This window comes from Vibrio sp. ES.051 (assembly GCF_002563795.1).
Classification (GTDB): domain Bacteria; phylum Pseudomonadota; class Gammaproteobacteria; order Enterobacterales; family Vibrionaceae; genus Vibrio.
This window is the reverse complement of the sequence record NZ_PDJL01000005.1, coordinates 247,826-273,604: the sequence shown is the minus strand read 5'-3', so window position 1 is coordinate 273,604 and position 25,779 is coordinate 247,826. Positions and strand designations below refer to the sequence as shown.

The following is a 25,779-nucleotide window of genomic DNA, read 5'->3' as shown; positions in this document are numbered from 1 at the left end:
TTATTCTTTTTCATTACTACTTTATCAAGTGTACATAACTCCATATTTATACGCTATCTAACAACTGATTGACCAAATAATATTGGTATAATATATTATACCAATATTTAAGTGACAGCAGGTGTTTATGTATGAGAGTTGGGACAATGCAGTTATACAAAATCGGCCTCAAAAGCCTTAAGTCTTTTGAGACTGACGAATATTTTGACCTGTATAGCTACCAAGCACTGCTTAAACCGATGCTTGATGAGTATTACTGTACTGATGAACAAATTGAGAGATTTAATAATCAGTCTTATCGAATTTTGAAAATACTCGAACAAGAAGGAAAGGTTGTGCGATTAAGCCCTCCTCGAATAAATAACGCTCAATTTGTTGCAATTGGAGGCACAAAAGTCACACAAGAAAAGCATAGAGTCGACCAAGGTTATTCAGAGCCAGAGCCTGTTAGTGAAGAGCGACAATATCAAGAGCAGTTGAATGCTCAGCTTGTTGAACTTCGTAATCAAATAACTGCTCATAAAGAACTGTTGGAGCTATTCCCTGGTCACAGTGGACATTTGAACAACGAAATAGAAAAGTTAGAGCGTGAAGTATTACTTACTGAATATAAGAAAGAAATTATGGGGAAGATTATTAATCAAGAGAAACGCTAAGCGTACATACACATAAGGGTGGTTCTCGACTTGCGGTCCGTACTTTAGGAACTAGAACCAGGTTCGGAATTTGTCGTCATTCCCATGCGTGGGAATGAGCCAGCGGTTTGATAGTGATTTGTGAGATGCTATGGGATCTTGCTTTAGTTTTTGGGGTAATTTCCCCAACTTTCAATAACTAAGCTATGTTCGGCTGCAAACTCTTCGAGAATTGAGTCGATGATGTCGACGTAGTGGGAATAGCGACAGAAAAACGAAATATGAGTCTTCTCGCTGTTAATGATAGCGCGAACATTGTTCATTCCATTGTCTACATAAAATTGACCTTTTTGATCGCACTGAACAGCATTCTGTGCATTAAACTTCGTCCTAGATAAAACATTCAATATTTCGCTTGTGTTCATCTGTGGAGTAATGACTATAGATTTATTGCAGTATGGCATCGTGAATTCCTAGGATCTCAATCGACCAAGATATCATATCCATTCCCAATAATGGGAATGGTTCATCGTGATCTAGAGTTACTTACGCCTGTTAGTACGGTAGCTCTGTTGTTTGTTCTTCGAGCCATAATTCAATCGTCTCTCGTTTCCAGCCCACAACTCTCGGACTGATTGCACAAGCTGCAGGGAGACGTCCTTCTTTCCGCCATCGCCAGACTGTAACCTTGCTTATGTTTAAGTAAGTCGCCAAGTCATTAATTCTTATGAAATTTCTATCTATCATTTTTATTATTCTCATTTTTATGTTTCTGTTTGATGTAATCGTATGAAAACAAACGCAAGTGTTGTAGATTAAAGAAAAGACACAATAGGGTTTACACCAATGGATAAAGTGGCTGCGGTAGTACTTGAAAAACAATTAGAGGAAAACCTAAAAAAACTTGAAGCACGATCTAGAAGTGAAAACAAAAAGCTTACTCAAAAGAAGAGTCCCAAAGGTATATCTGTTATTGAAGCATTTGATGTTGATTTAGAGTTAGAAGTGTCTGAAGTGTTAATGTTAAACCTTCGTTTTCTTAAGACTTTTGCAGATCGAAAGCCGACTACCATTAAAGAGTTCGTTCGATTTGTCGGAGGGTTGTCTGCATCAATCGATAAACTTATTAACTTCAGAACCCCAACATCGAATCTCTCACCAAAAGGATTACTTCAAGATCAAAATGATGAAGTTATCGAATACATTGATGTGATTGAGCAAATGCTCGTTAAAGCGAAGGGATTGACACCTCAAAGGCCGTCGTCAGACAAGGTTTCAAAAACATATTCAGCTTTGGCTTTGCCGTTTTGTGCTTTGTGCTACAAACGTGTAAACCAATCCTCTTACTACTGTCGAGAACACCATTCTTCTCGAAATGCCTTAGCATATAAGAAAGCTACACGAAGGTTGGTCTCTGCTGTTTATCGATACTCCAACGACAAATCAGAGAAATGTAATCTGAATGACTATAAGAGAGGGGAACTGACACTTACAGCAGAGCTACTATACCGATGGTTAGCTTTATTTTCAGTGCAACCTCGGATAGCAATTAGTCGGTTAAATCAAGTGGATAAAACTGAACCTGATTGGACATGTTACGCAAAAGTGATTTTAGAGTTTAGCAAAAGTTATTACCCCAAAGCCTATGAGATGATTAAAGATCTCGAAATTAATAGGGCTAGTTACGAAGATTGGATTGTCGAAATTGCTAGATCTTTAGGTGGAGAAATTGAAGGCAATTTATGGAGATTGAAAGATGCCGACATTTGGTTAGAAACATCTAGTAATATGCAAAAGTCGATGACGTTATTGAATTGTATTAGCAGATACGAAGCTTTTATGGTTGTTTGTTCATATCCAATTGAAACGGGAGTTATCAAAGGAACAAATATGGATATTGAGAAACGTGATCGTCTAAATGCGTTACTTGAAGAAAGAAAAGTAAACCCCAACATAACAATGAATGAGATTGCGAAAGCCCTGGGTATATCTCGCACGGCTGTTTATAAATTAAAAAATAAAATATGTGGATAGTTGAGATTTAATTGGTGTTATTTTGTTAATGCATGCTATTAAAATAGCATGCTTGTTCGTGACAATATGTTATGAGTTAATAGTAGGGGTTTAGTACTCTTTCGGTATGATTTATTTATATAAAATCTACTTTCACATTCTATTGTCATGCAAGGACCTAATTAAATCTACATTCCCTCAAAAAAATATGTTATAACTATTATGACTGTTATAACTATTATAACGGTTATAGCTTTAATATAAGGAGCAAGACTGAAAAATTAAAAACAAATGAGCAAAACTTGCTCTTGTTGATTTTTTTTCGTTGTCTCAGGGCGCAATTGCTGTGTCGCAAAAGACAGTTTTAGTGCTTCGTGTGACATTTTTTATTTCTTCGCACGTAGCACAAGCTTTCGTGCATCGAAAAAATTTGCTTTGTGATTCAATGCTTTTTTCTGGGTCACTGTAGCGGTTTTATGCTTCCAGAAAGCCTTGATCCTGCCGATCGATTTGTATTGTTTTGGGGGATATAAAGGTTAAACTCAGGACTAAAATTTTCAGAACAGTGTTCAAACATAACTTATCTTTTCATATTTAAAAAAACAAAAAACAAAAAACAAAAAACAAAAAAATTAATGTAGTTATGAATTTACGAGAACAGTGTTCTTGATAATACCGATAACGATTTAATTTGGTATTGATCTCACTAGAAGCCCTGTAGTGCCTATTTCCCCACTCTGTTCAGAGTTACCCATCCATCTATTGGCGCAGAGTTAGCTAGGCTACAGAGCTTAGCTCTGTAGCTTTTCTATTAAGAGTGAACGTTTCTCTACTTCGTTAGTCTGTTAATCCTAGCCTAGATCCAACTCGTGATTGGACTAAGGCACGTTAGAGTATGGATTTTAACGTGCTAGATTTGGATTAGAAAAAATATCATGAAACCATAGTCGTTTGTTATTTTAATATTCAGTATCTTTCCTTAGAATAAACCATTGAGCTAAAATAAATAAAAAGAGTAGACAAGCTAGCCTAACATAGTTTTGTAGTATTAAAAGCTCACTATATCCCTCATGGATATCTTCATACATTTCGAGCATTTCATACGAAGTATTGGTGAGTTTCTCAATGGATTCAAAAGATTTATCGTTCAAAAATGGTGTATGAGAGTTACAAATATCAAAGTACGTTTCTTTAAACTTAGGAAGTGGATAAAAATACATTTTATCCATTTCACTCGTGATAGCATTAACTTTATTTAATTGTTTTCGACTATCGGCTATTACTGAACCATAGCTTTTCAAATGTTTTTTATACTCGTCCCTCTTTTCAGCAGAGATGTACAACAATGACATAGCCTTGTTTACAAAGTTTGAGTCAACATACTCCACCATACTTTCAAGGTCTTTTAAAATGTATGCTGAAACGTGAAATTGAGACTTTGAAATAAGTGAAAAATCTCTCATTTCATAGAAATAATTACGATATTTCGTAAACTCCGCTGCATCTTCAGGAACCGAATCTGCACATATTGATATTTCTCCAGAACTAACTTTATTCAGTATTTCCCTATTGCGAACGTTCAACTCATATGACCACATATCAAGTTGATAATTGTATGTAGAAGATTTATCTTCTTCCATTTTCTCTGATTTAGGAAAAACAAAATATTGAGCAACAACAAATAAACAAGAAAATACAAAGATTGCTGCTGTTATTGGAAATTTTTTTAAACTTTTATCTTCCACAAACCTCACCTATTAGCCGACAAATTGTCGTTTTTTCTATTACATAATGCGATCTTAGCTACATTTATTCAAATGATAATCAATAGGTTAGTTCATTAAACGGGATGCTGCGCTGCAAATGTCGCCTAACAACGGGAACGCTAAGTTTTCATCTCAATCGGATAAATGTGAATAGGTCAAATTCAGATTAATAAGATATAAATGAGTAAAAGTTCTGATTTCTGCATTACACCTCTCGCCAGCACGAAACTGGACACTTTTGAGTTACAAATGGGGGCTATATGTACTCTTCTCAGATGAAGAAAATATAGCCCCCCCCAGTACTAATCACCTACTTTTATATATAAAAAAGCGTCTGAAACTAAGGGTGATTTCATTGCCCATATTCATAAAATATCTAGTGATAATGATCCTTATAGGCATTATCAAAACTGATTAAAGCATCAGGAAATTTTTTATTAATATTTTTTAAAATTTTATTATATTTTGGAGGGACAATTATTTGCTTGTTAGGATTAACTGGGTCTTTTTTAACTTGGTGTTCCATTTTATTTCTCTCACCATAAAGATGGTCCATGATACTTCCTGCTTTATGAGCTTTAACTCCTTGACGGTTAATCTGTATATACCTTGATCTTTCCTTTCCTTTCCCATCTTGTGCTATTGGTTCTTCATTAAGAACCTCTTGAAGATAATGTATTACAATACAATCAACCGTTCTAATGGCACTTGAAAGCCAGTTTTGTAGTTTAATATTTGGCTCTAACTTAGAAAAATCGCTAAATATCTTGATGCAACAATCTGCATGACCTTGTGCTAAACCATATGATTCTCCGAGCTTTGACTGAAAATCAAAGATATCTTCTCTAGAACTTATATTTTTATAAAAATAGTCAAAGGGATCTTCCTCAGCATTTTTCACAGCACGTTCATTTTCAATTAATTGTATAAGAATTATTTTATGGTTAGCCTGTAGATCAGAACTAGCTTCAACTTTATCCTTCATTTCAATTAGTGTATCCAAATAGCTCATTTTAAAAACCACTCCTTCAGACTTTCTATTGAAACTTGAGTATTTTTATAATGAACTGAACTCAATATAGCTTGCTTTACATATTCATTACTCTCATTTTTTAACACGCTGCTATAACTAGAAAAAAGGTCTGAATTTTCTCTTATTGATTCTACTAGAACACTATAATAACCTAAACGAACTAACGGGCTTGGTTCGTGTTTCAATTGATTAATAGCTTCAGAGTGCTTTTCATAATTATTGGGGTAAACCTTGTAAAATACACTCAAAAGCTGATACTTCACCCACTCAAATCGTTCGAAACTTCCTAAAATGCGTTCATATTCACTAGAGTAGTTTTCTAGTGAGTCATAAAGGTTTAGGTTCCAAACCATAGAGTTAGTTTTCCAGAATATATTTTCAATACCAAATAGCCATACTTCTATAAGATCGTTATTCGGAGTATATTTCCCTTCAGCTTTAAGTGCAGATACCAGACTTCTCCATCTTTGTGATAGAGTTAGAAATTTTCTAATCACATCCGTAGGTATAGAAGCCCCTTCATCAAGGTCTTTATTAAGATGAACTAACTCCATTAAATCAGACTCTATTAATGTAACAATTAATGATGATAATTGTGAGCAATGAGTAGACGAAAAACTTGAATTTGTTCTATTTTTAAGTTGGGTTTCGTCTTGTAAGATAAGATCCTCTTCAGCAGCTTTATCAATATTTAATTCCTGTTTATCTTCTATATATTGATGTTCCCAATCTAACATATCATCATCAAATGGAATACCAGAGCCGTCTAGGACTAAGTCCTCATCATTATTTTTAGAATCAACAACTTTAATTCTTGTCTTGCTAGCATTCAAACTTAGAGAGTGACCTTTTAAATACCGATCAATATCAACTAATATATCTAATAATTTTTCTCTGCTTGAAGAGTAAATTCTGATATCATCCATAAACCTGAAATAACTAAAGTCTTTAGATATTATTTTATCATCTAACTCATCTAGTAATATATTTGCCAATAAAAATGAAGCTGAAGGTCCTTGGGGTATTCCTACATTTAAAGTAATACTATCTCTTGTTCCTGACCAGGTATTCAAACATATAGCAAGTAAATCAATTACTCTTTTATCGATACCATACTCAAATAACCTAATCAGAAGTACTGAATGTGGTATACAATCGAAGAAACCAGTAATGTCCGTTTCCAGTTTATACTGAACTTTTCCTGACTCAATTGTAGAGCCAATACCTTCAATAAATCTATTATATAAACTTACATAGTATTCGAAAAAGTAAAAGTCAGGTTCATCATCTTCAAGTATGCTAACACCTTTACTTACATTTTCATTTAATACACTACCATAAACAAATTCATTTCTCTGAGAAAGTTTGTTATATAGAAGGTAACCTATTTTATCTGCTATTGCCTGATAAATGATTGCATCTTTAATATTTAGAACAGTTTTTGTTCTTTGAGTTCCACATTTTTTAGGTTCGAAATATTTGAATGGCTTAATTGGAATGTAATTATTCTCATCTAGTTCTTTAAATATTTCTTTAAGATAAAATGAAATGTTACTATTAAAAACATTTATACCAAAGTAGTCTTTTACATCACTGCCTACGCTCGCACAAACTCGCTCCCATGCCAGTTCAATGTCATCTTCAGAGAAGAGGCCTTGAGTTTTAACTTGTTCCATACTTGTCCTAATACAATATAAAGAATACTTAGCTCAAATTATCATTACTTCCGTTTATTGCAAGCTGGTTGGCAGCTCCTATCAAGCGAATCCACTATCTGGCCACCGAAATGAAACTTCACTCATAGTAATGTATTAGATAAATTGGGGCAAATCGGAATGATTCGGAATATTTTGATCAAAAATGCTAGGAGGAAAAGGGGCAAAGGTGATTTAGGCAACCAAGAAGGCTCTCTTCTGAGTTGCGAACCATAGTGCGCTCTTGAGTTTTAGTATTACACCAGATATCGAAAACAATGTAGTTGACCTATTTACGACTGGTCTATTTCACTAAGTTATTTTACTTGAAACTCTTGGATGATATGTGCTCTGGACAGATTTCTGACTAACTTCTGCTTATTTACTGAACAGAGTATAAAATATACTCTGTTCAGTAAATAATTTTCATATACTCCATAGAGTATATGTGCATTATATACTCTATGGAGTATATAATAGACACTATCTCCATATCTAACTAAGGATATCATAAATGCTAGTTAACACGCCGACAGCTCTTGGCAATGCACTACGCGAAGCGAGAAAAAAAAACGGGTTAAAGCAAACAGAGCTAGGGATTCGACAAGCAACGGTATCGAGTTTTGAAAGCAATCCTGAAAAATCAACAATAGAAACACTATTCAAGCTCCTAGCCGTTAATGGGCTAGAAATGCATATTGTACCAAAAGGCACAAACATTACTGAGACTAAAGGAGTTGTTGACGAATGGTGAATCGACTTCATGCTTACATGAATGGCATAAAGGTTGGTGTACTTGAAAAGCGACCAAACGGCGCACATGTTTTCACTTACGATTCTGACTGGATTTCAGCTCCAAATGGCCGTCCTATCTCGCTTTCTATGCCTCTCAGGAAAGATGCGTATACTGGGAGTGAGGTTATTAACTTCTTTGATAACTTATTGCCAGATAATCAGCAAATACGAGATAGAATAGCCGCTCGCTATAAAGCAGACACTAAACAGCCATTCGATCTACTAGCTAAGGTTGGTCGAGATTCTGTAGGTGCTATCACGCTAGTTCCAGAAGGCGTTGACGCAGAGGATCATCGAACCATAACCGCTAAGGCGTTATCCGAAGAGGAATTAGTTAGAATACTACAAGGATATATGGAGGACGCACCTCTGGGTATGCTGAAAGAGGAAGATGATTTTAGGATCTCGATAGCGGGTGCGCAGGAAAAGACAGCCCTACTATTCCACAATGGAAGATGGATGCTGCCACAGGGAATGACTCCAACTACGCATATTATCAAGCTGCCAATAGGTGAAATTGTTTCTCAGAACAATGTTATTGATTTGTCTGCAAGTGTCGATAATGAGTTGATTTGTATGAGACTAGCAAAGGCGTTCGGTATTGAAACGGCAAACTGTGGCATTATTCAAGCTGGTAATGTTCGTGCCTTGTCTGTTGAGCGATTTGATAGAAAGTTATCTTCTGATAGTGGCTATTACTTGCGCTTGCCTCATGAGGACTTTTGCCAGGCAAAAGGGATTCCATCGGCTAGAAAATATGAAAGCGATGGTGGTATCGGTATAGAAGAAGCTGTTGATATTTTGCGGTACTCATACGAAATCAATGATACCGTTACTTTTGCGCGTTCTCAGATATTGTTTTGGCTACTAGCTGCCATTGACGGGCATGGAAAGAATTTCTCTGTGAGTATAGCCGCATCTGGTCGCTATCAGCTTGCACCACTGTATGACATTATTTCGGCACATCCGCTTACGGGTGGTCGTGGTTTGAGTGAGCGTAAGATCAAGATGGCAATGAGCTTACGTGGCACTAGTGGGCGAAAATGGAAGTGGCACCAACTTCAACCGCGCCATTTCGAAGATACCTTTCACACTATGAACGTCCCGAACATAAGGCGAGAAAAGGTTCGCTTATTGCTTGATGAGTTTGAATCGACGGCAAGAGCGGTGATTGATTCTGTCGGAAACTCTCTACCACCTGATATCAACGAAAGCGTAAGAGATAAGATATTTAACGGTGTCTTAAAGACCGTCAAGAAGATTCAATTGACAAAAAAATAAATCAGTATTTAAAGAAAAGCCTCACAGTCGTGCAAGTTATTGCATCACTGTCTTGATATTTTTGGGGGTGGTCAAGCTACCGCTCGCTTTGTTAGTTGTCAGCCGCACCTGCAACTCGAAAAGGGCAAAGTCTTGGTACAGTGACTGAGCTATCGAGTCTTTCTAGGCAGTTTCGTAGATAAAATTAGTTGTATTAAGAGGTAAGGCTCTCCTTCTTCCAAGGAAGCTCTCTCTTAAAAAATACTAGCTTATAATCTTCAAGGCGTGAATTGAGCGCCTTTTCCCATAGTTCAAGTCCCAATCGTTTTTCATCAATGTACTCATACATATCATAGTGCCTACCAGATACATCATTGATAGCATGCCCCTGTATTCGATCACGGTACTCTTTGGGAATCTTGATTTCCCCTCCCAATGTTTTTACTGTTCTCCGAAAGTCCCTAGCGACAAAAGGCCTAATTTTTGTAACTTTTTTGTAAGTTAGCAGTGCTTGAGCGATAGTGTTGGTAGGCATATGTTCATTTGAATTTGTTTTCTTAAAGAAAACAAATGGGCTACCAATAGTAGCCGTTTGTTCTCTGATTTCTTCTAGTATTTTGATTGCAGAGTTAGTCAGAGGAACCATGTGATTTTTCTTTGTTTTTTGGAAAGCTTCGCTGACAAGAACAGTTTTTTGATCAAAATTTATGTGCGACCATTTGATCGTTACCACTTCGTGAGGTCTTTGCCCTCCCAGGTAAAAACAAAGCCTTAGCACTTGTCTGGTTGGGTATGCAAGGTTTAAATCATCAAATCTATGTTCCATGTCATAAAGTAATTGGGTTACTTCATTCCAAGATAGGAAGTGTGAACCAATTTTTTCAGGTTGTTTTGGTATTTTCGATATCGGATTGTGGTCAAGAGCGAATTTGGTTTCTCTTTTTCTGAATTTAGGGTTATTTTCGTACCCTAAAGCGAAGTTGAATGCCGCATGCAGAATGGAGCGAATTTTATTACTTTTGTCCACAAATCCTTCTTCAATTGGGATTGCTAATATGTCCAAAAAATCTTCAGTTTCAAAATCTTTCGCCTTTCGATGTATGTCGAGATGAGGGAACACATTTTTCACTATGAGCTGATATTCGTCTTCGTGACTACGATTTCCATTATCTTGTTTGTTCTGCTTATGGAACTCAATAAGTTGCTCAAAGGTGCCTAATTGATCTTTTTCACGTTCTGCTGTTTTCTTCTCTTCAGACTGCCTTTCTAGCTCATTTTTTGGATCTAATCCTTTAGAGAGCATTTCACTGTACTCGTTAGCTAGATCACGTGCTTTAGATAAAGTTAGAGCAGGGAACTTACCCAAAGCGATGAAAACTTCTTTCTTCTCTTTATGGTATTTGAACTTGAAGATCTTAGAGCCAGCAGGAGTGACTTGGACAGTTAAGCGGCCTGTGCCTCGCTCACCTGTATTGTCTGGCTTGTAGTAAGCGGTTTTTTTGGCAGGAAGCGCTTTGATTTGATTTACAGTTAACATATGGGTCACCTTGGATGAACCGCTACTAGCTATATTTTGTAGTCGGCTACGTAGTCGGGTTACTGTTTAGTCCAGTGTAGCTAAATGTAACTATAAGTGATACAGTTATCTCATTGCTCATCATCAAGTTGTTGATTTTAAATGGTAATGTAACTTTAGGTAATTGAGTGTAATTATGTAACCATATCACTTCTAAGGATGTGGTCGCAGGTTCGAATCCTGCAGGGCGTGCCATTTATTTCAGGGCGTAGCAAGTTAATACTTGCTACGCCCTTTTTCGTTTCTGCTATTTTTTGGTAGAAACCATGAAAAATGGACTAATGTTATTCCACATATTTTTAATATGTCGCCCAATGAAACCGAAATAGAGAATATTTAAGAGTGATTCACAACGCTGGACGCTCTCGGTTCAGGTTGAATCTTTCGTGTGCGGTGCAATGGTTTAAGTTAGGTGCCAGCGTTGCCATTAGCTTAATGCAGCACTATTACAACAAGTTAAGTTTGGCAGGAGGCTGAACTCATGGGCAAGCTCCTCTTTCTCACATTATCGATGCTTTGTTTTTTTGCTAATGCAAATATCAATGTGACTTCATTCGATACAACAGGCATTGGTGCATGGGATAAACAGCTATTTTCAGGTGAAACCGTATATGAGTTAGTTTCATTTGAGGGTGAGAAAGCATTAAAGGCGTTGAGTCATGGCAGTGCTTCGGGGCTTGCTTTAAAAACGCGAATTGACTTGCTGGATACACCGTATATGAGTTGGCGTTGGCGAGTGTCCCAAATGCTCCCTATGTTAAATGAGCATAGTAAAAATGGGGATGACTATGCTGCAAGAATTTATGTCGTCATTGAAAAGGGTTTTATGGGCTTAAGCACGAAAGCTCTTAATTACGTTTGGTCGAGTTCGCAAAAGGTTGGTAATGTCTGGGATAATGCTTATGCTGGTTCGAGCGTTAAGATGATCTCAGTTCGTGGACATCGGTCAAATGTAGACACTTGGTACTATGAAAAACGTGATGTGTATAAAGACTTGATTGATTACTTCGGTGATATGGGAAGTATAGAAGAGAACGTAGAAGCTTATCGTTATATAGATATTATTGCTGTCATGACAGATACCGATAATAGTGGTGTGATGGCGGAGGCTTATTATGGTGATATTTATTTTAGCTCCGAGTAGTGTTGTTATAACAAGAGACAATGGATCCATTACTAATCTCTGGCGATATTGTGGAAGCTGACCACCTAACGTGACGAGATAGGACAAGTGTTTATTCTATATCTTTACTATTAGTTGGATCTTCAAGCTCTTTTCGTACTCTGACTTGCATGATGCGATGTTTTTTTATATGGAGTATTTCAAACCGCCAGCCTTGGTACACAATATGCTCACCAGCGTTTGGTACTCGGCCCGCAAGGCAGGTCAAAAGACCATTCAGAGTTTGAAAGCCTTCGCGTTCTTCGCCTTCAATACTGCCAAGTTCAAGTTTATGCTTGAGCTCATTGAGTGGGATCAAAGCATCCATTAACCAACTGCCATCTTTCTGTTGCTTTGCCCATACTTGCTGTGGTGCCATGCCTAATTCGCCTGCAATGGACTTCAACAAATCATAAAGAGTAACTAAACCTTGTACATCGCCATACTCATCCACAATGAATACCATTTCGGCACTGGTTTGCTGCATATAGTTAAGCAGGGGCAGTCCTTTCATTGATTCAGGAACAAAACGGGGGCGTTTAAGTTGCTTGGCGAGTGTCCCGATAGAGAGATTCTCGTATTCATCCAGCAATACTTTGGAAGAGATGGTGCCAATGATGTTGTCTAAACCGCCTTTACAGACAGGCCATACCGAATGCTGAGTTTGGCGAAGGTGGATGAGAATGGCATCAATGGGCAGGTTTGCGTCTAGATAGTGAATATCACAACGTGGTGTCATCAACGATAGAGCTAAACGATCGTTGAGGTGCAATAAGTTACGAATCATCAACTGTTCTTGTGGTTCAATGGCTCCAGAGACAGAACCCTCGCTAACGATTGCAAAAATATCATCTTCCGTGACGATTTCTCCGTTGTTGTCGTTTTGGCGGAATAACTTGAGGAAGGTATCTGTCGAAAAGGTTAATAGGAAAACAAAAGGAGTGGTGAGTTTGGCTAACCAATGAATCGGGAAAGCCACAATAGTAGCGATGTTCTCAGCATTATTTTGGGCGAAACGCTTGGGCACCAATTCGCCGACGACAATAGCAAAATAGGTGATCAGCAATACCACGCTCGTCGTTGATAACACCGTGGCGATTTCTCTTTCTAAGCCTTGAGTTACTAACCAGTTCTCGAAGGGCACGGAAAGTGCCGCTTCGCCAAAAATGCCGCTTAATAATCCAATAACAGTGATGCCGATTTGAATGGTTGAAAGAAACTGAGTGGGATTATTTTTGAGCTCGAGGGCTAAGGCGGCAGCGGTATTGTGTTCTGCCATTAACTTCAAGCGTCCACTTTTCGCTGCAACCAAAGCGATTTCTGACATTGCAAAGGCGCCATTGAGTGCGATTAATCCAACTAGCAATAAAATGTCCATAAAGCCTTCCAGTAATGTGCACATTAGCAGCATAGCGAGATTCACCTGCAAGAAATGTGACGTTGCAAATAAACCGTATACCCAAATGACGTTAAGAGGCAGCTTAAGAGCATTGTCACGGAAGCACGCGTCTTACGGTTATTGGGTTATATTCAAATAGCCTTCGCGAGTGAATCCTTCTGTTACTTAATTCGGATTCTGATACACTACGCGCCCATTTCCTCAGTTGAGACCTTTCTATGCCATTTTCTAAGCTTGGTTTAAGCGCGCCCATTATTGATGCAGTAAAGGCGCTAGGCTATGAAAAACCGACTTCTATCCAACAAAAAGCCATTCCAATTGTATTACGTGGTAGCAATTTAATTGCTGCAGCACAAACAGGGACAGGTAAAACGGCTGGTTTTGTTCTGCCAATCTTAGAAAAGCTTAGCCAAGGGGAAGCACAACGCAAAAAACGTGCGCGTGCAATCATCTTGACACCAACACGTGAACTGGCACTTCAGGTTCACCAAAGTATTGAAGCATACGGCAAAAAGCTATCACTGCGCTCAATGGCGATGTTTGGTGGCGTAGACTATGCGCCGCAAAAACAAGCACTGATTGATGGCGTTGATATTGTGGTAAGCACGCCGGGACGCTTGATTGATCTGTACGGCCAGCGCGCGATTCACTTTGATGAAGTGGAAATGCTAGTGCTGGATGAAGCAGACAAAATGTTGGATATGGGCTTTATCGATGCGATCGATAAAATTGTGGACTGCATGCCTGAGGATGTACAAAGCTTGTTGTTCTCGGCAACGTTATCAAACCCTGTCCGTGATTTGGCGAAGAACGCGATTGTGGACCCTGAAGAGATCACGATTGCGAAACACAGTGCATCGAAATCAAACATTAAACAGTGGATCACGACGGTTGATAAAGACCTGAAGTCTTCGTTACTCAGTCACATGTTGAAAGAGAATGACTGGTCACAAGTGCTGGTGTTTATTGAAACGAAACACGGTGCAGCGAAGTTAGTCAGCCAGCTTGAAAAACGCGGCATTGTCGCGGAGGCCTTTCATAGCGGCAGAAACCAGCGTGTTCGCCAGGAACTGATTGAGAAGTTTAAAGCGGGTGAGATCCAATATTTAGTCGCCACGGGTGTTGCGGCGCGTGGTATCGACATTGATAATCTGCCGGTCGTAATTAACTATGATTTGCCATTTCCTGCCGATGAGTATGTACACCGTATTGGTCGTACTGGTCGCGCTGGTGCACAAGGTGAAGCGATTTCTTTGGTATCGAAAGATGACTTTAAAAACCTTTGCATGATCGAAAGTCGCTTAGGGCACTTATTAGAACGTGTTGAAATCGAAGGTTTTGCCCCAAGAAAGCCCGTTCCCATTTCCATTCTAAATTACATGCCTAAAAATAAACGCAAGCCATAGGATGAGAGGCGACCGCGTTGAATAGTACCGTGAACAATACGCAGTTGTGATAAATAGTCGTTCAAAAAAGAAGCCGCAATAAATGCGGCTTCTTTTTTGGTTTATTTCAGCAAGACGAGCGTTTAATTCGTTTTCACTTTAGCCAAACGCTGCTGAACGAATTGAGGTTCAGTTCGCATCCCCATGACCAAGCTGACACACATCACCAGAAGAATGATGGTGAACGGCAGACCTGTCGAAATGGTGCCGGCTTGTAACGCTTGTACGGCTTCCGTACCACCAACCCAAAGTAATACCGCAGCAATTGCGCCTTCTATTGAAGCCCAAAAGATGCGTTGTGGGACAGGGGCGTCGACTTTACCACCGGCAGTGATGCTATCTATAACGAGTGAAGCCGAATCAGAAGACGTGATAAAGAAAACCATGATCAACACGATTGAAATAACAGAGAGTACGGTACTCATTGGCATTGCTTCATAAGCATAAAATAGCGAAAGTGTAATATCAGTGAGGCCGTTAGTACCCAGCTCGCCGACTTGGTTCACTACTTGCTCAATAGCGAGACCGCCAAAGGCTGACATCCAAACTACTGTAATTATCGTTGGTATGAGAATGACCGCGGTTAAGAATTCGCGAACAGTTCTTCCCTTCGATACGCGAGCGATAAACATACCGACACATGGTGACCAAGAAATCCACCATGCCCAGTAGAAGACAGTCCAACCGTGCATCCAAGCTTCATCTTCACGTCCATGTGGATTGCTTAATGGAATAATGTTTTCAATGTAGCCCATTAGCGTGGTAGGTATCGTACTTAGCGTAATGGCTAATCCAGCGACAATGACAAAGACAAGCAACGCAAATGCGACCACTAAGTTTAAGTTACTCAGTACTTTGACTCCGCCATTAATCCCTCGGATAACAGAGACTACCGCCAGGATCGTGACAAACGTGATCACGGCCAGCTGCATTCCAATACCCGTTTCGATGCCCAGCACATGCCCAATACCACTTGCCGCCTGTTGAGCCCCAAGGCCAAGAGACGTAGCCAAGCCAAATAGGGTGGCAATGACTGCCATTACATCGATAGCATGACCAAATTTACCCCATGTCCGATCGCCAAGAAGAGGATAGAATGCGGAACGCATAGACAGGGGCAGGCCTTTATTAAAAGCAAAAAACGCCATAGAAAGTGCGACAACAGCGTAAATGGCCCATGGGTGCAAACCCCAATGGAACATGGTGGCGCCAAGTGCTAACTGTTTCGCTTGTTCGGTGAAGGGTTCCACACCCAGCGGTGTTTCATACCAACCGGTAAAGTACGCGACAGGCTCTGCTACCCCCCAGAACATCAGCCCTATGCCCATCCCTGCAGCGAATAGCATCGATACCCACGACAGGTTGGAGTGTTCTGGGCGAGCTTGTTCACCGCCGATTCGGATCTTACCAAAAGGCGAAAAAATAAGCCCAATGCAGAAGAGCAGAAAGATATTTCCCGCCCACATGAAGAGTGCATCAAATGAGCCGATGATCTGCCATTTGATACCGTCAAGTGCTGCTTTTGCCGTTGCTGGGTCGACCATTAAAAGTGCAACTATAAAAAGAATCATCAGACCCGCGCTAGCACCAAAAACAGGGTTGTGAACGTCAAAACCCCACTTCTGCACATTGTCTTGCCCGACCGTATAATCAGTATTTTCAATACTGTATTTATCCTTATTTGTAGACATCATCCCTCTCAAACTAATTAGAGTACAAACTATTTTGTCGGCGCGAACTATAGCAAAGGTCAGATTAAATGGCTAATTTAATGAGTTTTTGGTCATTTGCATTGCTATTTATGCATGTCAAATACAATGAGGACGAAGTATATTCTCAAGTTATCAGGCGGTATAAACCGCTCAATAGAGAAGCGTGAATCACCGCTAAAAAGTTTCACAAAACTGGCGTCAAGAAACGTTAATAAGGCGCTATTCATGGTGCAGTCTTGTAAAGTAAAATCATGTCATACGCGAATAACCATGCACAATTTATGGCTGAACTGGAGGCGGATTCAGACGTATACTCAGGATAGAACGTCTTTGATACAAGGAACCCAATATGTCCATTTGGCAACGGGTCAATTTTACCCATCGATTCAGCGACCTACCATCCCCATTCTTTACGCGAGTTGCGCCCCAATCGTTAACGAATACACGTTGGGTGGCATGGAATAGTGAGTTTGCCGAGCAGTTTGGCTTGCCCAAGGTTCACAATGACGAGTTATTGCAGGTTTTTTCTGGCCAATGTGACTTTAATGGCTTTTGTCCACTGGCGATGAAATACGCAGGGCATCAGTTTGGCGTTTACAACCCAGATTTAGGCGATGGACGTGGGCTACTGTTGGCTGAAATTCAACACCAACAGGGAACTTGGTTCGATATACATTTAAAGGGCGCCGGTTTAACGCCATATTCGAGAATGGGGGATGGCAGAGCCGTACTGCGTTCAACAATTCGTGAATATCTGGGCAGTGAAGCCATGGCCGGCTTGGGTATCCCAACGACCAGAGCGCTTGGGATGATGGTGAGTGATACTCCGGTATATCGTGAAAAAACCGAATTTGGCGCATTACTCATTCGAATGGCCGAGACTCATATTCGCTTTGGTCATTTTGAACATTTCTTTTATACCAATCAATTAATGGAACACAAGCTTTTAGCTGACAAGGTGATCGAATGGCACTTTCCTGATAGTGCCTTAGCAGAAAAACCTTATGCCGCCATGTTTGAAGCGATAGTCAGCCAAACAGCGGAGATGATTGCCTATTGGCAGGCTTATGGCTTTGCTCACGGGGTTATGAATACCGACAATATGTCGATACTTGGACAAACTTTCGATTACGGGCCATTTGGGTTTCTGGATGATTATGAGCCGGGGTACATTTGTAATCACTCGGACTATCAAGGTCGTTATGCGTTTGATCAGCAACCGAGAATCGCACTATGGAATCTCTCAGCATTGGCGCATGCTTTGTCGCCATTGGTGGAACGTGAAGACTTAGAAGCCGCATTAGGTCAGTTTGAAGTACGTTTAAGTCAGCAATTTAGTCAGTTAATGCGCAATAAGCTTGGCTTGAATACCAAAGTGGCGGAAGACGGACGCTTGTTTGAAGCGATGTTTGAGCTTCTTCATCAAAATAAAACGGATTACACCCGTTTCTTTAGAGAATTATCCAACCTTGATTGGCAATCCTGCCAAGTGGTTATAGACCTATTCATTGATCGAGACGTCGCTCGTGCTTGGCTCGATTTGTATTTGGCGCGCTGTGAGTTAGAAGTCGCTGAGAGTGGCGATGCAATTTCTGCAGAGCAACGTTGTGAGCAGATGCGTAAAGTAAACCCAAAGTATATTTTGCGTAACTATTTGGCCCAGTTAGCCATTGATAAAGCAGAGCAGGGCGATTTTAGCGAAGTGCAACGCTTAGCTGAACTATTAAAGTCTCCGTTTGATGAGCAACCTAATTTTAATGATTACGCCAAGTTGCCACCTGAGTGGGGCAAAAAGATGGAAATCAGCTGTTCCTCATAATGGGGCACTTTTCACCCATGAAGTGCTTCTCTCTGTCTGTTTATTCCTTGGGGTGATTGTTTAAAACCAAAATGAAAGCTTATAACTACTTATGGTTAAATTTATTAAAGTGTGACTGTTAATTAACAAAAATACATGAACTTACAGACATCCCAACGCTCTTATCCTGTTTTGTCATAACTAAGCTGTGTTAACATAGCGTTTCGTTCATTATTTAGTTGAATCTCTATGTTAGAAGTGTCTAACCTGACAGCGATCCGTGACGAAAGGGTTCTGTTTGAAAATTTGCAATTTGAAATTAAGCCGAGTGAGTTAGTCCAGATTGAAGGACGTAATGGTACAGGTAAAACCACGTTGCTGCGTATCGTAACAGGGTTAGGCGATAGAGAAGAAGGCATTATCAAATGGAAGGGCGTTGAGGTTGAAAAGTCCCGTGATATTTTTCATCAAGATTTGCTTTTTCTAGGGCACCAAACTGGGGTAAAACGAGAACTTACTGCGCTCGAAAACTTACGTTTTTACCAATCGATCCAAAATAACCGTTCTTCTGATGAAGAAATCTTTACTGCTTTGACCCAAGTAGGCTTAGCTGGCCGAGAAGATGTGCCTGTAGCACAGCTTTCTGCGGGACAACAGCGAAGAGTCGCCCTTGCTAGGCTATGGCTCAGTAAACAGATTTTATGGATTTTGGATGAGCCTCTTACTGCCATTGATAAGCAAGGTGTCAAAGTGCTTGAAGCGTTGTTTGCCAGCCATGCAGAAAATGGTGGGATTGTGATTTTGACCACGCACCAAGATATGTTTGCAGACCACTCGACACTTAGAAAAATAAAGCTGGGTGATTGATATGATTTCGTCCATGACCACTATTATCCGTCGCGAACTTTTGATCGCGTTTCGTCGTCAAGCCGATATTCTGAACCCGCTTTGGTTCTTTATTATTGTTATTACACTGTTTCCACTAAGTATTGGACCTGAACCAAATTTGTTAGCACGTATTGCAGCGGGCATTGTTTGGGTTGCCGCATTGCTATCTGCCTTATTATCATTAGAGCGTTTGTTCCGTGATGACTTTCAAGACGGTGCATTGGAACAAATGATGCTGATGCCGATTCCTTTGCAACTTGTGGTGATGTCTAAGGTCATCGCACATTGGCTGTTAACTGGGCTGCCGCTTATCTTAATTAGCCCGTTACTGGCGGTTTTACTTTCTCTTGATTTCAGTACTTGGTTGTCTATTGTACTGACATTAGTGGTGGGTACGCCAACGCTGAGTTTTATTGGTGCCATTGGTGTTGCACTAACGGTGGGTCTACAAAAGGGTGGTGTGCTTTTGAGTTTGCTTATTCTTCCGCTCTACATCCCAATTCTGATTTTCGCGACATCGGCAATTGATGCCGCCGCGCTCGGTATGACGTATAACGGTCAATTAGCGATTTTGGGGGCGATGTTGATGGGAGCGATGACGTTAACGCCTTTTGCCATTAGTGCAGCACTGCGAGTTAGTGTTAACTAACTCAATAAAGTATCGACGAACCGACGCTCGATCAAAGAATCATTATTAAAGCACTGCTACGGTCTCAACCTTTTAGCAGTGTCCCTGAAGTAAGAGTGAGAACTAACATGTGGAAATGGCTACATCCTTATGCCAAGCCAGAAGCCGCTTATCTTTTGAGCGGTAAGCTTCTGCCTTGGTTTGCTGTATCGGCCCTCGTATGCTTATCGGTTGGTACGGTTTGGGGGCTCGCATTTGCGCCTTCAGATTATCAACAAGGAGATAGTTTCCGAATCATTTATATCCATGTCCCGTCTGCTATCTGGTCCATGGGGGCGTACATGTCGATGGCGATTGCGGCGTTTATTGGTTTGGTATGGCAGGTGCGTCTATCAGACATGGCGGCGCTTGCGATGGCACCGATTGGTGCGGTTTTCACCTTTATCGCGTTATTGACAGGGGCCGTTTGGGGTAAGCCAATGTGGGGCACTTGGTGGGTATGGGATGCTCGCCTGACTTCTGAACTCATTCTTCTGTTTCTTTACTTGGGTGTTATCGCGCTTTATCACGCATTTGATGAACAAAAAACAGCAGCGAAAGCGGCGGGTATTTTGGCCATCGTGGGCGTTGTGAATTTACCGATTATCCATTTCTCTGTTGAATGGTGGAACACACTTCATCAAGGTGCGACGATTACGAAATTTGAACAGCCTTCTATTTCATCCGATATGCTTTGGCCGTTGTTGTTGAATATCTTTGGTTTTGCGTTCTTTTTTGGCGCTGTGACGATGGTGCGTTTTCGTAATGAAATCATCAGTAAGGAAAGTCACCGTCCATGGGTTCGTCAACTCGCTACTGAAAAAAACTCAGTGAGGTAATTGATTATGCATTTTGAATCTCTGAGCGACTTTTTGGCCATGGGTGGCTACGCATCATACGTATGGAGTGCGTTTGGTATTACTTTCTTATCCATGCTGATTCTTCTGATCACTAGCCTTCGCCGCGGTGATGCATTACTAAAAGAAGTGAAAGCAAAAATTGACCGTCAAGCGCGTATTGACGCTGCGAAGAATATGGAGAACACCTTATGACCCCGAGACGTAAAAAGAGGCTCGGCATTATCCTAGCTATCTTTATCGGTATTAGTACCACCATTGGTTTAATACTTTATGCGCTTAACCAAAACATGGACCTGTTCTATACCCCAACAGAATTGGTTAATGGGAAACCTGATGGCACTAAGCCAGAAGTTGGCCAACGTCTACGGATTGGTGGCATGGTGGTTGAAGGCTCAGTGCGTCGTGATCCTAACTCTTTAAAAGTGAACTTTGACCTGCACGATGTCGGCCCAAAAGTCACGATTACTTATGATGGTATTCTTCCGGACTTGTTCCGTGAAGGGCAAGGTATTGTGGCTCAAGGTGTTTTAAAAGACGCGACGACAGTTGAAGCCTTTGAAGTCCTTGCAAAGCACGATGAAGAATACATGCCGCCAGAAATTGCTGAAGCGATGCAGAAAACGCATCAACCATTGCAATACAGTACAGAACAGACAAAAGGAAGCGGCCAATGATTGCTGAAATCGGTCACTTTGCTCTCATCCTCTCGCTAGCAATGGCAGTATTGCTAAGCGTATTACCATTGTGGGGAGCATCGAACAACAACACCATGCTCATGAACACGGCACGACCGCTTTCATGGTCCATGTTCATCTTGCTGTTGTTTTCTTTTGTGATTTTATGTTGGGCGTTTTATACCAATGATTTTACGCTGCAATACGTTGCGGGTAACTCAAATAGCCAACTTCCTTGGTACTATCGTTTAACCGCAGTATGGGGCGCCCACGAAGGCTCATTATTACTTTGGGTGTTGATCCAAGCCGCATGGACCGTTGCTGTTGCCACTTTCAGTCGCGGGATGCCGCAAGAATCTGTCGCGCGAGTGTTGGCGGTGATGGGGATGATCTCGGTGGGTTTCCTACTGTTCATTATTATCACGTCTAATCCATTTTTGCGTACTTTGCCATTCTTCCCGGTCGATGGTCGAGACTTGAACCCGCTTCTGCAAGATCCGGGGTTGATCGTACACCCTCCAATGCTCTACATGGGGTATGTAGGTTTCTCGGTCGCCTTCTCATTCGCGATTGCATCTTTAATGACGGGTCGCCTTGATACGGCGTGGGCGCGCTGGTCTCGCCCATGGACAACCGCGGCTTGGGTCTTTTTAACGGTAGGTATCGCACTCGGTTCTTGGTGGGCTTATTATGAGCTTGGCTGGGGCGGCTGGTGGTTCTGGGATCCCGTTGAAAACGCATCGTTCATGCCATGGCTAGCTGGTACGGCGCTAATGCACTCACTAGCGGTCACTGAGAAGCGCGGTACATTTAAAGCATGGACGGTACTGCTGGCCATCTCTGCGTTCTCATTGAGTCTGTTAGGTACTTTCTTAGTTCGTTCCGGCATCTTGATCTCGGTACACGCATTCGCGTCAGACCCATCACGCGGTATGTTTATCCTAGGTTTCTTGGTCTTTGTCATCGGTGGTTCTCTGCTGCTATTTGCGCTGAAAGGTGCATCGGTGCGAGTGCGAGGCAGCTTCAATTTAGTGTCGCGTGAGAACGCGCTACTAGGAAACAACGTGCTCTTGATTGCTGCGCTTGTGGTTGTCTTGGTCGGGACGTTACTACCATTGGTTCATAAGCAATTGGGCTTAGGATCAGTCTCTATTGGTGCGCCATTCTTCGACATGCTGTTTGCGTGGTTAATGATACCATTTGCATTTCTACTTGGGATCGGCCCTCTAATACGTTGGAAGCGTGATAACCTGTCAAAACTCGTTAAGCCAATGCTCGTTTCTGGCGTGCTTTCTTTCACGCTGGCAGCGATTTGTATATTCCTATTTGCAGACTTCTTCTCAACGATGGCTTACATCGGTTGGGTAATGTCAATCTGGATCATTTCAATGCATGGCTTCGAATTATACGAGCGTGCGACACACCGTCACCGTTTTATTGAAGGTGTTGGTAAATTGCAACGCAGCCACTGGGCCATGATGTTGGGTCACATCGGCCTTGCTGTCACGGTGATTGGTATCGCTATGGTGCAGAACTACAGCATCGAGCGTGATGTTCGTTTAGCGCCGGGGGAGAAGTTCCAGATCCAAGGTTACGATTTCTATTTCTCTGGTCTGCGTGATAAAGATGGCCCTAATTATGATGGGTACATCGCGGATTTTGAAGTGACACACAATGGCAACTACGTCAACACACTTCATGCTGAGAAGCGTTTTTACCGCACGGCCAATTCTATGATGACAGAGGCTGCCATTGATCGAGGTATTAGCCGTGACCTTTACATTGCCATGGGGGAGCGCTTGGATGACAACCGTTCTTGGGCAGTACGTATTTACTACAAACCGTTTGTTCGTTGGATCTGGGCTGGTTCTTTAATTATGGCTCTAGGCGGAGTATTAGCGATTTCAGATAAGCGCTACCGCTTCCGTAAATCCTCAAAGAAAAACGCAAAGTCAAAAGAGCAGGAGGCGTAATATGAATAAGAAAATCTTGTTTATCCCGCTGATCGCTTTCATGGTTTTAGCGGCTATCTTCGCCACCCAGTTGGTACGTAACCAAGGCGGCGATGATCCAACGAAGCTGGAATCAGTATTGGTTGGGAAACCGGTTCCGGAGTTTCACTTAGAAGATTTGGCGGAGCCTGGTAAGCAATACGATCAATCGATCTTTAAAGGTGAGCCTTTGCTTTTAAACGTTTGGGCGACTTGGTGCCCAACTTGTTACGCTGAACATAAGTATCTAAATGAACTGGCGAGTGAAGGCGTAAAGATCATCGGTATGAACTATAAAGATGATCGCAACAAGGCTATTGGTTGGCTAAACGATTTAGGCAATCCGTACTTGATAAGTTTGTTTGATGGTAGCGGTATGTTAGGTCTTGACCTTGGAGTTTATGGCGCGCCAGAGACTTTTATTATCGATGCAAATGGCGTTATCCGATACCGCCATGTGGGAGACGTAAACTCGCGTAATTGGCAGGACACGCTAGCACCGCTTTACAACCAATTGGTTGAGGAGGCGAAGCAATGAAAAAATTGATCCTTGCCGTTCTCGCGGCAATGACGTTATCACTTGCGGCTCACGCGGCAATTGAAGTGTATGAGTTCGAGAACCTAGAACAAGAGCAGCAATTCAAAGAGTTAAGTCACACGCTGCGCTGCCCTAAATGTCAAAATAACACGATCTCGGACTCCAACGCTGAATTAGCGCAAGATTTACGTCATAAAGTCTATGAAATGACCAAAGACGGTAAGTCTAAAGAAGAGATCGTTGATTATATGATTGCGCGTTATGGTAACTTCGTGACTTATAACCCACCCTTTACCGTCGCGACGGCAATTTTGTGGCTTGGCCCGCTGGCTGTTGTATTGGGCGGTTTTGGTTTGATTGTACTGCGCAGTCGCAAGTCTAAAGTTAAAGCCGTTACGAGCAGTAGCGAGCAATGGGACGAGCAAAAAGAAGCGCGTTTAAAAGCACTGCTTAAAGAAGAGAACGACGGAGATAAGAAGTAATGACACTATTTTGGATTTCCACCGTTGTTCTAACGCTAATAGCTTGTGCATTAGTGGCATTACCACTAATAAAACAGAAAGCGAACAACGATGAGATGTTGCGCGATGAGCTTAATAAAGCGTTTTATAAAGACCGTTTGTCTGAGCTTCAAGAAGAGACGGAAGAAGGCTTGGTCGAGAGCCAAGAAGATTTGATTTCTGATCTCAAACAATCTCTGTTGGATGATATTCCAGGAGATCAAGAGAGTAAGGAAACAAAAATTTCTCCTATTGCGGTATTAGTGCCTTCAGTGGTTCTCACGGTCGTGTTGAGCTACGGACTGTATTATAAGTTTGGTGCGTCGGACGATATTGTAAAATGGCAAGGCGTATCCGCAAGCCTGCCTGAACTGTCGAAAAAGTTGATGTCAGCATCCTCTGAACCATTAAGCGATGAAGAAATGCAAGATCTGACGTTGGCGCTGCGTACTCGTCTGCATTACCAACCGGAAGACTCAACGGGATGGTTGCTACTGGGTCGTATAGCGTTGGCAAATCGTGATGTGACGACGGCTATCGACGCGATGGAAAAGTCATATCGTCTACAGCCAACAGATCCTGATGTCATGTTGGGTTACGCACAAGCTTTGATGTTGTCTCAAGAGGAAATGGAACAAGCAACAGCACGCTCGTTACTGGGGAAACTAATGCAACAGGATTATGTTGACCTAAGAGTCTTTTCGTTGTTGGCCTTTGATGCGTTTGAGCGTCAAGATTTCCCAGCGGCGGTTAAATATTGGGGCATCATGCAACAAATGATTGGCCCTGAAGATAGCCGTTATGAAATGCTGTCTCGCAGTATTGAGAGTGCTCGCAAGCAAATGGGCCAAGCGGTTGCCCCAGGCAAGAGCGTTTCAGTGACCATCAATGTAGCGCCAAACGCACAACTTGACCCCAATGCAGTGTTGATTGTGTCTGTTCATCAAGCGGATGGTTCGCCAATGCCTATTGCTGCGGCTCGTTATCCACTCGGCACCTTTCCTCGTACGGTAGTACTGGACGATGGCAATGCCATGATGCAGGGTCAAAAGCTATCATCACTAGAAAAGCTCATTGTACGTGTACGAATCGATTCAGATGGTAACGTAGCAACGCGTGATCAAGATTGGCACGGGGAAAGCGAGGTTGTTGAATTTGGTCAACCTGTTGAGGTGAGTATTGACCAACAATATCAATAATTAACCCTTGCCTCTGAATCATAACCTCGGGTTAGAATCAATCGCCTTCAGTGGTATGATTTTAAGCGTTCGAGTAGAATGACCAAGGCCAGCATTAGCTGGCCTTTATTTATTCCCATACCTAAGCCATCTTTATAAGTGCATTGCTTAACATACGTACACAGTTAACTGGGT

23 protein-coding genes are annotated in these 25,779 nt (G+C 41.4%); 16 read left to right on the top strand and 7 right to left on the bottom strand.

Annotated elements, in window-relative coordinates; genetic code table 11:
- Positions 1-146 precede the first annotated feature (146 nt).
- Complete coding sequence (locus ATG66_RS15345) at positions 147-656, top strand: DNA repair protein (protein ID WP_257145757.1); 510 nt, start codon at positions 147-149, stop codon at positions 654-656.
- A 534-nt stretch (positions 657-1,190) separates the two neighbouring features.
- Here the strand turns inward: ATG66_RS15345 and ATG66_RS15335 are convergent.
- The gene (locus tag ATG66_RS15335) at positions 1,191-1,382 is read right to left on the bottom strand and encodes a helix-turn-helix transcriptional regulator (protein ID WP_098416431.1); all 192 of its coding nucleotides are present in this window, start codon (positions 1,380-1,382) and stop codon (positions 1,191-1,193) included.
- Positions 1,383-1,481: 99 nt separating this feature from the next.
- On the opposite strand from ATG66_RS15335, the gene ATG66_RS15330 reads away from it, so the two are divergent.
- Positions 1,482-2,669 carry a helix-turn-helix domain-containing protein gene (locus ATG66_RS15330; RefSeq protein ID WP_098416144.1) on the top strand — a complete coding sequence of 396 codons (1,188 nt, stop codon included), beginning with the start codon at positions 1,482-1,484 and terminating at the stop codon, positions 2,667-2,669.
- A 938-nt stretch (positions 2,670-3,607) separates the two neighbouring features.
- On the opposite strand, the gene ATG66_RS15325 is transcribed toward ATG66_RS15330, so the two are convergent.
- The 3 genes from ATG66_RS15325 to ATG66_RS15315 all read right to left on the bottom strand — a co-directional run bounded on the left by ATG66_RS15325 (position 3,608) and on the right by ATG66_RS15315 (position 7,123).
- Complete coding sequence (locus ATG66_RS15325; RefSeq protein WP_098416143.1) at positions 3,608-4,393, bottom strand: hypothetical protein; 786 nt, start codon at positions 4,391-4,393, stop codon at positions 3,608-3,610.
- Positions 4,394-4,790: 397 nt separating this feature from the next.
- Positions 4,791-5,426 (bottom strand): hypothetical protein, encoded by a 636-nt coding sequence (locus ATG66_RS15320; protein WP_098416142.1) that lies wholly within the window; start codon positions 5,424-5,426, stop codon positions 4,791-4,793.
- Positions 5,423-7,123, bottom strand: a complete 1,701-nt coding sequence (locus tag ATG66_RS15315) for an RNA-directed DNA polymerase (protein WP_098416141.1) — start codon at positions 7,121-7,123, stop codon at positions 5,423-5,425. The genes ATG66_RS15320 and ATG66_RS15315 overlap by 4 nt, the downstream gene beginning before the upstream one ends.
- 532 nt (positions 7,124-7,655) lie before the next feature.
- Here ATG66_RS15315 and ATG66_RS15310 point away from each other — a divergent pair.
- A complete protein-coding gene (locus tag ATG66_RS15310) occupies positions 7,656-7,895 on the top strand; it encodes a helix-turn-helix domain-containing protein (RefSeq protein WP_098416140.1) in 240 nt (79 codons plus the stop codon).
- The gene (locus ATG66_RS15305) at positions 7,889-9,217 is read left to right on the top strand and encodes a type II toxin-antitoxin system HipA family toxin (protein WP_098416139.1); all 1,329 of its coding nucleotides are present in this window, start codon (positions 7,889-7,891) and stop codon (positions 9,215-9,217) included. Before ATG66_RS15310 ends, ATG66_RS15305 begins: the two co-directional genes overlap by 7 nt.
- Positions 9,218-9,410: 193 nt before the next feature.
- Here the strand turns inward: ATG66_RS15305 and ATG66_RS15300 are convergent, their stop codons facing one another.
- Positions 9,411-10,733, bottom strand: a complete 1,323-nt coding sequence (locus tag ATG66_RS15300) for a tyrosine-type recombinase/integrase (protein ID WP_098416138.1) — start codon at positions 10,731-10,733, stop codon at positions 9,411-9,413.
- A 520-nt stretch (positions 10,734-11,253) separates the two neighbouring features.
- Here ATG66_RS15300 and ATG66_RS15290 point away from each other — a divergent pair.
- On the top strand, positions 11,254-11,916 hold the full coding sequence (locus tag ATG66_RS15290; protein WP_098416137.1) for a DUF3047 domain-containing protein: 663 nt from the start codon (positions 11,254-11,256) through the stop codon (positions 11,914-11,916).
- Positions 11,917-12,007: 91 nt separating this feature from the next.
- Here ATG66_RS15290 and ATG66_RS15285 read toward each other — a convergent pair whose 3' ends face one another.
- Positions 12,008-13,312, bottom strand: coding sequence for a hemolysin family protein (locus ATG66_RS15285; RefSeq protein ID WP_257145756.1), 1,305 nt, complete (start codon positions 13,310-13,312; stop codon positions 12,008-12,010).
- A 239-nt stretch (positions 13,313-13,551) separates the two neighbouring features.
- On the opposite strand from ATG66_RS15285, the gene ATG66_RS15280 reads away from it, so the two are divergent.
- Complete coding sequence (locus tag ATG66_RS15280) at positions 13,552-14,739, top strand: DEAD/DEAH box helicase (RefSeq protein ID WP_098416135.1); 1,188 nt, start codon at positions 13,552-13,554, stop codon at positions 14,737-14,739.
- 122 nt (positions 14,740-14,861) lie between these two features.
- Here the strand turns inward: ATG66_RS15280 and ATG66_RS15275 are convergent, their stop codons facing one another.
- A complete protein-coding gene (locus tag ATG66_RS15275; RefSeq protein ID WP_098416134.1) occupies positions 14,862-16,469 on the bottom strand; it encodes a BCCT family transporter in 1,608 nt (535 codons plus the stop codon).
- A 370-nt stretch (positions 16,470-16,839) separates the two neighbouring features.
- On the opposite strand from ATG66_RS15275, the gene ATG66_RS15270 reads away from it, so the two are divergent.
- The 10 genes from ATG66_RS15270 to ccmI all read left to right on the top strand — a co-directional run bounded on the left by ATG66_RS15270 (position 16,840) and on the right by ccmI (position 25,605).
- Positions 16,840-18,309, top strand: a complete 1,470-nt coding sequence (locus ATG66_RS15270) for a protein adenylyltransferase SelO (RefSeq protein WP_098416133.1) — start codon at positions 16,840-16,842, stop codon at positions 18,307-18,309.
- A 228-nt stretch (positions 18,310-18,537) separates the two neighbouring features.
- Positions 18,538-19,155 carry a cytochrome c biogenesis heme-transporting ATPase CcmA gene (gene ccmA, locus ATG66_RS15265; RefSeq protein WP_098416132.1) on the top strand — a complete coding sequence of 206 codons (618 nt, stop codon included), beginning with the start codon at positions 18,538-18,540 and terminating at the stop codon, positions 19,153-19,155.
- 1 nt (position 19,156) lies between these two features.
- Entirely contained in the window at positions 19,157-19,825 is a 669-nt protein-coding gene (gene ccmB / locus ATG66_RS15260) for a heme exporter protein CcmB (protein WP_098416131.1), read from the top strand.
- 107 nt (positions 19,826-19,932) lie between these two features.
- Entirely contained in the window at positions 19,933-20,682 is a 750-nt protein-coding gene (locus tag ATG66_RS15255) for a heme ABC transporter permease (protein ID WP_098416130.1), read from the top strand.
- 6 nt (positions 20,683-20,688) lie between these two features.
- Positions 20,689-20,895, top strand: a complete 207-nt coding sequence (gene ccmD / locus ATG66_RS15250) for a heme exporter protein CcmD (RefSeq protein WP_098416129.1) — start codon at positions 20,689-20,691, stop codon at positions 20,893-20,895.
- Positions 20,892-21,377 (top strand): cytochrome c maturation protein CcmE, encoded by a 486-nt coding sequence (ccmE, locus tag ATG66_RS15245; RefSeq protein ID WP_098416128.1) that lies wholly within the window; start codon positions 20,892-20,894, stop codon positions 21,375-21,377. Before ccmD ends, ccmE begins: the two co-directional genes overlap by 4 nt.
- Complete coding sequence (locus ATG66_RS15240) at positions 21,374-23,350, top strand: heme lyase CcmF/NrfE family subunit (protein ID WP_098416127.1); 1,977 nt, start codon at positions 21,374-21,376, stop codon at positions 23,348-23,350. Before ccmE ends, ATG66_RS15240 begins: the two co-directional genes overlap by 4 nt.
- 1 nt (position 23,351) lies before the next feature.
- Complete coding sequence (locus ATG66_RS15235; protein ID WP_098416126.1) at positions 23,352-23,906, top strand: DsbE family thiol:disulfide interchange protein; 555 nt, start codon at positions 23,352-23,354, stop codon at positions 23,904-23,906.
- Positions 23,903-24,388: a cytochrome c-type biogenesis protein gene (locus ATG66_RS15230; RefSeq protein WP_098416125.1), complete on the top strand. Its 486-nt coding sequence runs from the start codon at positions 23,903-23,905 to the stop codon at positions 24,386-24,388. Before ATG66_RS15235 ends, ATG66_RS15230 begins: the two co-directional genes overlap by 4 nt.
- Positions 24,388-25,605 (top strand): c-type cytochrome biogenesis protein CcmI, encoded by a 1,218-nt coding sequence (gene ccmI / locus ATG66_RS15225; protein ID WP_098416124.1) that lies wholly within the window; start codon positions 24,388-24,390, stop codon positions 25,603-25,605. The genes ATG66_RS15230 and ccmI overlap by 1 nt, the downstream gene beginning before the upstream one ends.
- Positions 25,606-25,779: the final 174 nt, after the last annotated feature.